The 7,123-nt window shown below is 63.2% G+C and carries 8 protein-coding genes; 5 read left to right on the top strand and 3 right to left on the bottom strand.

Translation table 11 applies throughout. The features are described 5' to 3' along the window. Positions 1–383: 383 nt before the first annotated feature. Positions 384–1,670: a Ppx/GppA phosphatase family protein gene (locus ABY454_RS11735; RefSeq protein ID WP_372930891.1), complete on the top strand. Its 1,287-nt coding sequence runs from the start codon at positions 384–386 to the stop codon at positions 1,668–1,670. 18 nt (positions 1,671–1,688) lie between these two features. Here ABY454_RS11735 and ABY454_RS11730 read toward each other — a convergent pair whose 3' ends face one another. Then, entirely contained in the window at positions 1,689–3,107 is a 1,419-nt protein-coding gene (locus ABY454_RS11730) for a DHA2 family efflux MFS transporter permease subunit (protein ID WP_372930889.1), read from the bottom strand. Positions 3,108–3,195: 88 nt separating this feature from the next. On the opposite strand from ABY454_RS11730, the gene ABY454_RS11725 reads away from it, so the two are divergent. The 4 genes from ABY454_RS11725 to ABY454_RS11710 all read left to right on the top strand — a co-directional run bounded on the left by ABY454_RS11725 (position 3,196) and on the right by ABY454_RS11710 (position 6,174). Next, entirely contained in the window at positions 3,196–3,912 is a 717-nt protein-coding gene (locus ABY454_RS11725) for an RlmE family RNA methyltransferase (RefSeq protein ID WP_372930887.1), read from the top strand. 118 nt (positions 3,913–4,030) lie between these two features. Further along, positions 4,031–5,089, top strand: coding sequence for a methyltransferase domain-containing protein (locus ABY454_RS11720; RefSeq protein ID WP_372930885.1), 1,059 nt, complete (start codon positions 4,031–4,033; stop codon positions 5,087–5,089). A 19-nt stretch (positions 5,090–5,108) separates the two neighbouring features. Continuing rightward, positions 5,109–5,789: an aquaporin gene (locus ABY454_RS11715; RefSeq protein ID WP_372930883.1), complete on the top strand. Its 681-nt coding sequence runs from the start codon at positions 5,109–5,111 to the stop codon at positions 5,787–5,789. 22 nt (positions 5,790–5,811) lie between these two features. Next, positions 5,812–6,174 carry a hypothetical protein gene (locus ABY454_RS11710; protein ID WP_372930881.1) on the top strand — a complete coding sequence of 121 codons (363 nt, stop codon included), beginning with the start codon at positions 5,812–5,814 and terminating at the stop codon, positions 6,172–6,174. On the opposite strand, the gene ABY454_RS11705 is transcribed toward ABY454_RS11710, so the two are convergent. Further along, complete coding sequence (locus ABY454_RS11705) at positions 6,168–6,770, bottom strand: pyridoxamine 5'-phosphate oxidase family protein (RefSeq protein WP_372930879.1); 603 nt, start codon at positions 6,768–6,770, stop codon at positions 6,168–6,170. The genes ABY454_RS11710 and ABY454_RS11705 overlap by 7 nt on opposite strands. Continuing rightward, the coding region (locus ABY454_RS11700) for a glutathione binding-like protein (RefSeq protein WP_372930877.1) at positions 6,767–7,123 on the bottom strand (357 nt) is incomplete at its 5' end. The genes ABY454_RS11700 and ABY454_RS11705, both read right to left, overlap by 4 nt.

Here is a 7,123-nt window from a genome sequence, read left to right as displayed (position 1 = left end):
GACGATCCCCCACCAGCTCTAAGATGTGGACCTTGCGCAGGGCTTGCAAGCCGCCGCGCCGGATCGGACACCCCTTCTAGCCGCAGGCGGCCAAGCTTGGCAAGGCCGTGAGTGGCGCCCGCCCCTGGGCGGGCCGAGGCCCGTCCTATCAAGGAGCCGGCGGGCGCGGCGTAGGGCGCTCAACCCAACGTTTACCCTATAGCCCTGCGTCATCGACGGACCCCCAGTCGCGGCGGTAACGGGGCTTGCCACCGCTTGAGTGCCTGTCTCATGAGGCCCTGCTTGCGGAAACCGGCTTTACCTGCCTGAGAACCTTGGTAAATTAGCGACATAGGATCAACGCCGCAGGCGGTCGGGCAAGGGAAAGCGCCGGCAGCTCCGGCTTGAAAGGTTTGACCATCGTGACTGGACCGCGCGGCACCCCCCGCACGGCTGCCAGGGTTTCGCGTGACGCCAAAGCCATACGGAACGAGACCGGCGAAAGCGAGGGAAATGCCTTGGCCAGTGCCGAGGCGTCAGCCCACGCGGGCACGCCAGCGCCAGGCTCTGCCGGGGCAGCCGAGGGTAACAAAGGTACGGGGGCGTTCGCGCAGCGCCCGGACCATTCGGTCTACGGCGCGCTCGATCTCGGCACGAACAATTGCCGTCTTCTGGTCGCCAAGCCGTCGCGACGCGGCTTTGTCGTGATCGATGCCTTCTCGCGCATCATCCGGCTGGGCGAAGGCGTGCTGACCTCCGGCAAGCTCTCCGACGATGCCATGCAGCGCACGATCGATGCGTTGCGCGTTTGCGGCGACAAGATGCGCCGGCGCACGGTCACGCGCTCGCGGCTGATCGCGACGGAAGCTTGCCGCATCGCCACCAACGGCGCTGAGTTCGTCGATCGCGTGGAGAATGAGACCGGGCTCAAGCTCGAGGTCGTTGGGCGAGAGACGGAGGCCAAGCTTGCGGTTTCCGGCTGCGCCTCGCTGCTCGACCGGAATTGCGATTGGGCGCTCGTGTTTGATATCGGCGGTGGCAGCTCGGAACTAATCTGGCTCGACCTGACACGGCTTGGAAAGCAACGGCGGCGTTCGGTCCACGATCGCGTCGATGTGCAGAACTGCATCGCCGCGTGGACGTCGCTGCCGATCGGCGTGGTCAGCTTGGCGGAACGGCATGGTGGCCGGGAGGTCACCGAGGAAAGCTACGAGGCCATGGTCGATGACGTCATGGTCGGGCTCAACGCGTTCGAGTCACAGTATCGCTTCGGTGAAAAGATCGGGCGCTCCAGCGCGCATTTTCTCGGAACGTCGGGCACGGTGACAACGATCTCCGGCATCCATCTGAAGTTACCCCACTACGAGCGTTCGCGGGTCGATGGTTGTTGGCTCACGGCAGACGATGTGCGCCGGGTGTCCGGCGACCTCATCGCCATGAGCTACGCGGAGCGGGTGGCGCAACCTTGCATCGGGCACGAGCGCGCAGATCTCGTACTGGCCGGCTGTGCGATTCTCGAAGCGCTTCTTCGCATGTGGCCGTGCCAGCGCCTGCGTGTGGCCGATCGGGGTTTGCGGGAAGGTATTCTCACCACACTCATGGCCGAGGACGGTCACGACCGCCGCGGAACCTCGCCCCGGCCGCGCCGGCGGCGCCGAGGCGGCAAGAAAGCTCAGGCCGGACGCGACTAAGCGCACAGGCTCTTGCAGCTATTCGACGGATTGTTGCTTCTCTGGTTCGCCCACCGCATGCGCCTTGCGGGAGAGGCTCGATCCGGCGTTCTTGGGCAAGCGCATGAAGATCAGCGCGGAACTTGCTGCAAGTGCCGCGACCACGAGGAAGGCGGGAATAAAGTCGCTGGCCACAACGTCGTTTGTCTCGCGGCCCATGCGTTCGATCTCCAGCACGAACGCGCCGACCGCGACGCCGGCGGACATAGAAAGCTGCTGAGCGACGCTGGCAAAGCTCGTGGCCTTGCTCATGTCGTGTTCCCCGATATCCGCATAGGCGATCGAGTTGACGGCCGTGAACTGGAGCGAGCGGAAAAAGCCGCCAATGAGAAGCACGGTCAGGATGACGGCAGATGGGGTTGCCGCGGTGAAGAGCGCGCACGCGGCGACAAATACGGATGTCAGCAGTGCATTCCAGACCAGAATCCGTTTATAGCCAAAGCGCCGGATGATCGGCGCAGCGGTTGTCTTCATGGCGATAGCGCCAACGGCTGTGGCAAAGGTGAGCAAGCCCGACTGCAACGCCGTCATGCCGAAGCCGAGTTGCAAGAACAGCGGCAGCAAGAACGGTGTCGCGCCGACGCCGATGCGGAACAAGAAGCCGCCGAAAATATTCGCAAAGAACGTATCGATCTTGAGCAAGCGCAAGTCGAGCAGCGGGTTGGGCGTATTGAGCGCATGGCGGACATAAAGCGTGCAGGCAATAGCGCCGACCGTCAGCAGGCCGACGACGAATGCCGGAGGAAAGAATGGCTGGCCGATCACCGTGAAGCCGAAGGCAAGCCCGGCGAGCCCGACGCCCGACAAGAAGAAGCCCTTGACGTCGAGCGGCGGCACCTCGTCTTCGCGGAAGTTCTCGATGAAGCGCGTGGCGAGGTAGATGCCCAGCAAGCCGATAGGGATGTTGATCCAAAAGATCCAACGCCAGGAGAAGAAGGTCGAGATGAAGCCGCCAAGCGGCGGTCCGATAACCGGGCCCATGAGCGCAGGCACGGTGAGCCAGGCGAGCGCCGAGATCAGCTCCGACTTTGGCACGCTGCGCAGGATGACGAGGCGTCCCACAGGCACCATCATGGCGCCGCCCATGCCTTGCACGATGCGGAACAGCACGAAGTCGGCTAGGCCTTGGGCGAAGCCGCAGGCCGCCGAGCCGAGCGTGAAAACCACGATGGCGACGCGAAAGACCGTCTGTGCGCCGAACCTGTCGGCCATCCAGCCGCTGACGGGAATAAAGACGGCCAGCGAAAGCAGGTATGAGGTGAGCGCCAGCTTGAGCGCGATAGGATCCTCGCCAAGATCGGCGCCGATCGCCGGCAGCGATGTTGCGATCACGGTGGAGTCCATGGTTTCCATGAACAGGGCGACCGCGACGATCAGGGTGACGAAGTAGCGTGGCATGTGGCAGGTGTTAGAGAACGGATAGAGTGGAGATGAGGCTGGGCGGTCCGTCCGGTCAAGGCGGTGCGGCGATGGGATTGATTAGCACATGGTAAGGCCAACGAAAGGCGGACCTGCGGGACGGCGTGGGCTCAATGTCCGGGTCAAGACCGCGAAGGGGAGGAAGCTCTCCTCCACGCGCTGGTTGCAGCGGCAGCTCAACGACCCTTATGTCGAGGAGGCGAAGCGCCAGGGCTATCGCAGCCGCGCGGCCTTCAAGCTCATCGAGATTGATGACAGGTATCGCTTGTTGAAGCCGGGCGGCGTGGTGATCGATCTCGGCGCGGCGCCTGGCGGCTGGTGTCAGGTGGCCGCGGCGCGGGTGAAAGCCGGGGAGGGCAAGGGCCAAGCGCAGGGCAAGGTCATCGCCGCCGACATCACCGATATTGAGCCCGTTCCGGGCGCCACCTTCATGCAGGTGGATGTGACCGACGCCGAAGCGGGTGAGTTCGTTCGGGAATCGCTGGGCGGCGCGCGCGCCGACGTTGTGTTGTCCGATATGGCGGCATCGGCGATCGGCCATCGCCAGACGGACCATTTGCGGGTGATTGCGCTGGCCGAAGCGGCGCTCGATATCGCGGAGGACGTGCTGAAGCCGGGGGGCGCCTATCTTGCTAAAGTGCTGCAAGGCGGCGCGAGTGGCGATCTCCTCACGCGGCTCCGCAAAGGCTTCGCCAAGGTGGCCCACGTCAAGCCGAAGGCGAGCCGGCAGGGTTCGTCGGAAGTCTATGTGCTTGCCACGGGATTCCGGGGTGCGCCTGCATGAAATGGACACGACATGATTCGTTCACGGGACTGTGCTTGGCCGTGTGCTGCTCCAGCGTTGCGAGTCTTGCTAGGGTGAGCGCGCATCGATTGGGCCGGTCGGATAGTGGAGTTGCACGATGAATGTCGAGGTGGTGAAAGAATATTACGGGAAGGTTCTGAAGGGATCGAAGGACCTGAAGACCTCCGCGTGTTGCGACGGCGGCGGCGTGCCCGGCCATCTCGAAACGCTCATCGCCAATGTACACGAGGAGGTTCGCTCCAAATACTATGGCTGCGGCATCGTCATCCCCGCCGCGCTGCAAGGCTGCAACGTGCTCGATCTCGGCTCGGGTTCTGGCCGCGACGTCTATCTCATTTCGCAACTCGTGGGCGAGGGCGGCGGCGTCACCGGCGTGGACATGACCGACGAGCAGTTGGCGACGGCGCAGGCGCATAAAGATTGGCACATGCAGAAATTCGGCTACGCAAAGCCGAATGTCCGTTTTCTCAAAGGCTATCTGGAGAAGCTCGACACGCTCGACCTTGAGCCTTCGACCTTCGATGTCGTGGTGTCGAACTGCGTCATCAATCTTTGCGTCGACAAGCTTGCGGTGTTGCGCGGCGCATACCGGCTCTTGAAGCCCGGCGGCGAACTCTATTTCGCCGACGTCTATTGTGACCGGCGCCTGACCGATGAGATGCGGGCCGATCCGCTGCTATACGGTGAGTGTTTGGGCGGCGCGCTGTATTGGAACGATTTCCTGCCCATGGCGAAGCAAGCGGGCTATCTCGATCCGCGCCTCGTCACCAGCCGTCCCATCGAAGTCGAAAACGAAGCCATGCGCCAGAAGCTCGGTCAGGCGCGCTTCTTTTCGGCGACATATCGCCTGTTCAAGCTTGAGGGGCTCGAGCCGGCTTGCGAGGACTATGGTCAGGCGGTCGTGTATCGCGGCGGCGTGGCGGAGCAGGAGAAAGCGTTCGCGCTCGACGCGCGTCACGTCATCGAGCAGGGCAAGGTCTTTCCGGTGTGCGGTAATAGCTGGCGCATGCTTGCGGAAACGCGCTTCGCGCCATACTTCGACTTCGTCGGCAACTTTGACACCCATTACGGGATCTTCGCCGGATGCGGTACGTCGCTTCCGTTCAACGAGTCGGCGCCGGCGCAAGGCACGAAGAAGACGTCCAGCTGCTGCTAGGGCGGATTGGGGGGAGGTAATGACGTTCGATCTGACGCGGCGGCTCGCGGCCGAAGCGCTTGGCACGTTCTTTCTCGTTATGGCCATTGTGGGTTCAGGGATCATGGCCCAGAACCTCGCAGGCGGGAACGTGGCGTTGGCGCTCCTTGCCAACATGGCATCGACCGGTGCGGTGCTGTTCGTCATCATCGCGATCTTCATCTCGGTGTCCGGCGCGCATTTCAATCCTGCCGTGAGTCTTGTGATGTGGGTACGCGGCGACCTTGGGCGCGGCGACGCTCTCGCTTATATCGCCGTGCAGATTCTGGGCGGATGTTTGGGCGCGGTTGCCGCGCACTTGATGTTCGGCTTGGAGCCCGTGCAGTTTGCGCAAACGGCACGCAACGGCACCGGCCAATGGATCGGCGAGTTCATCGCCACGTTCGGCCTCATCGCCACCATCCTCGGCTGCGTGCGCTTCAACTTGAACTTGGTCGCGCCTGCGGTCGCCCTCTACATTTCGAGCGCCTACTGGTTCACCTCATCTACGTCCTTCGCCAATCCGGCGGTGACCATCGCGCGCGCCTTCACCGACACGTTCTCCGGTATCGCGCCCCATCATGTGCCGGCGTTTCTTTTTGCGGAAATTGCTGGCGCGCTTCTTGCTGCGTTTGTGATGGGTTGGTTGTTGTGGCCGGGCGCTACGGAAAACGAGGGGTAGTCCGATCGATGGTGTTAAGCATTTGCGGCTCTATCTCGACACGCCATTCAAGGACGGCAACGAGATCGAGGCCGTGAATATCGCGCCGAAGATCGGTCCCGCTGGCATCCTCACACCGCCTCATTGGATCACGCTCTCTGCGGCGAGTGATACGGCGAAGCCCGGCAAGACGAAGCGGCCGCGCAGCCTGTTCACGGACTCGCTGGTGACGGGCTTGCGCGGCATTGCCGACACGACCGGCGCTGGGGACAGCGACGGCACCGTGAGCGCGCAAGAGCTCCACGACTTCGTGCGCGGTCAAGCGGAAGCGGCCAAGAAACGTGGTGTCAAAGTGCCGAAGCCGTCCTTGTCCGGCAAGCCCGGTGAGCAGCTTCGGGCCTATTGAGCTTTGAGCTCACAGCGCAAGCGCGCGTTTTCAGCTTCGAGTTCGGAGATGCGCGCGGCGAGCGCCTCGACATCTTCAGCGAACAGCATTTGCGGAATATGTTGCGGGCAGTTCAGGTCCCACGCCGCGACCGTGAACACGACCGCGGCTTCGCCCCGGGCTTGGTAGCCTTCAGGGAAGAGGCGTTCGACAAGCGCCGGATCGTCCTCCACCACTCGCGCCGTTCCCCAGATCTTCACGCGTCTGCGCGCGCGATAGTCCATGAGGAAGATCATCGCATTTGGATTTTCCGCGAGGTTGCCGGTGGAGATGTATTGGCGATTACCGGTGAAGTCGGCGAAGGCCAGCTTGTTCTTGCCGAGCACATGCAGGAAGCCCGGCGGTCCGCCGCGGTGCTGGATATAAGGCTGACCGGCGCTGCTGGCGGTGGCGAGATAGAACGAGCGCTGTTCTGCGATAAATGCCGCGAGGCTCTCGTCGACATAGGTCCTGTCCGAACCCTTCTCCTCCATGCGCGCATAGCCGGGCCGCGAGCCGCGGCGCGTTTGCGCCGCCTTGACCGCCGGCGAGAAGGCAAGATCCATCCAGGTGGTCATGACTCACCGTGAAGTGCCGGCATGGCGATGAAGCCGGGCAGCGCACGGATGCGGCCAATCCATGCGCAGATCGCGGGGTAGGCATCGAGCGAGATGCCGCCTTCATGGCCGAGTGCGACATAGGGCATGCAGGCAATGTCGGCGATGGTGACATGATCGCCGGCGAGCCAATCGTTTTGGCTGAGCCGCGCGTCCAGAAGCCCCAGAATACGCGCGGCGATCTGCCGGGCTTTGTCGACGTCGATCGGAAAGCCGAACTTGTCGTGGAGACGGGCGTCATTCGGCCCGCGCGCGATTTCGTTTTCCGCCACCATGAGCCAGCTCACGACGTGTGCCATGTCCACGGCGTCTGT

Source organism: Methyloceanibacter sp., from assembly GCF_041573655.1.
In the GTDB taxonomy this organism is placed as follows: Bacteria; Pseudomonadota; Alphaproteobacteria; order Rhizobiales; family Methyloligellaceae; genus Methyloceanibacter.
The sequence above is the reverse complement of the archived record's forward strand: the minus strand, read 5'-3'. Positions and strand labels throughout refer to the sequence as shown.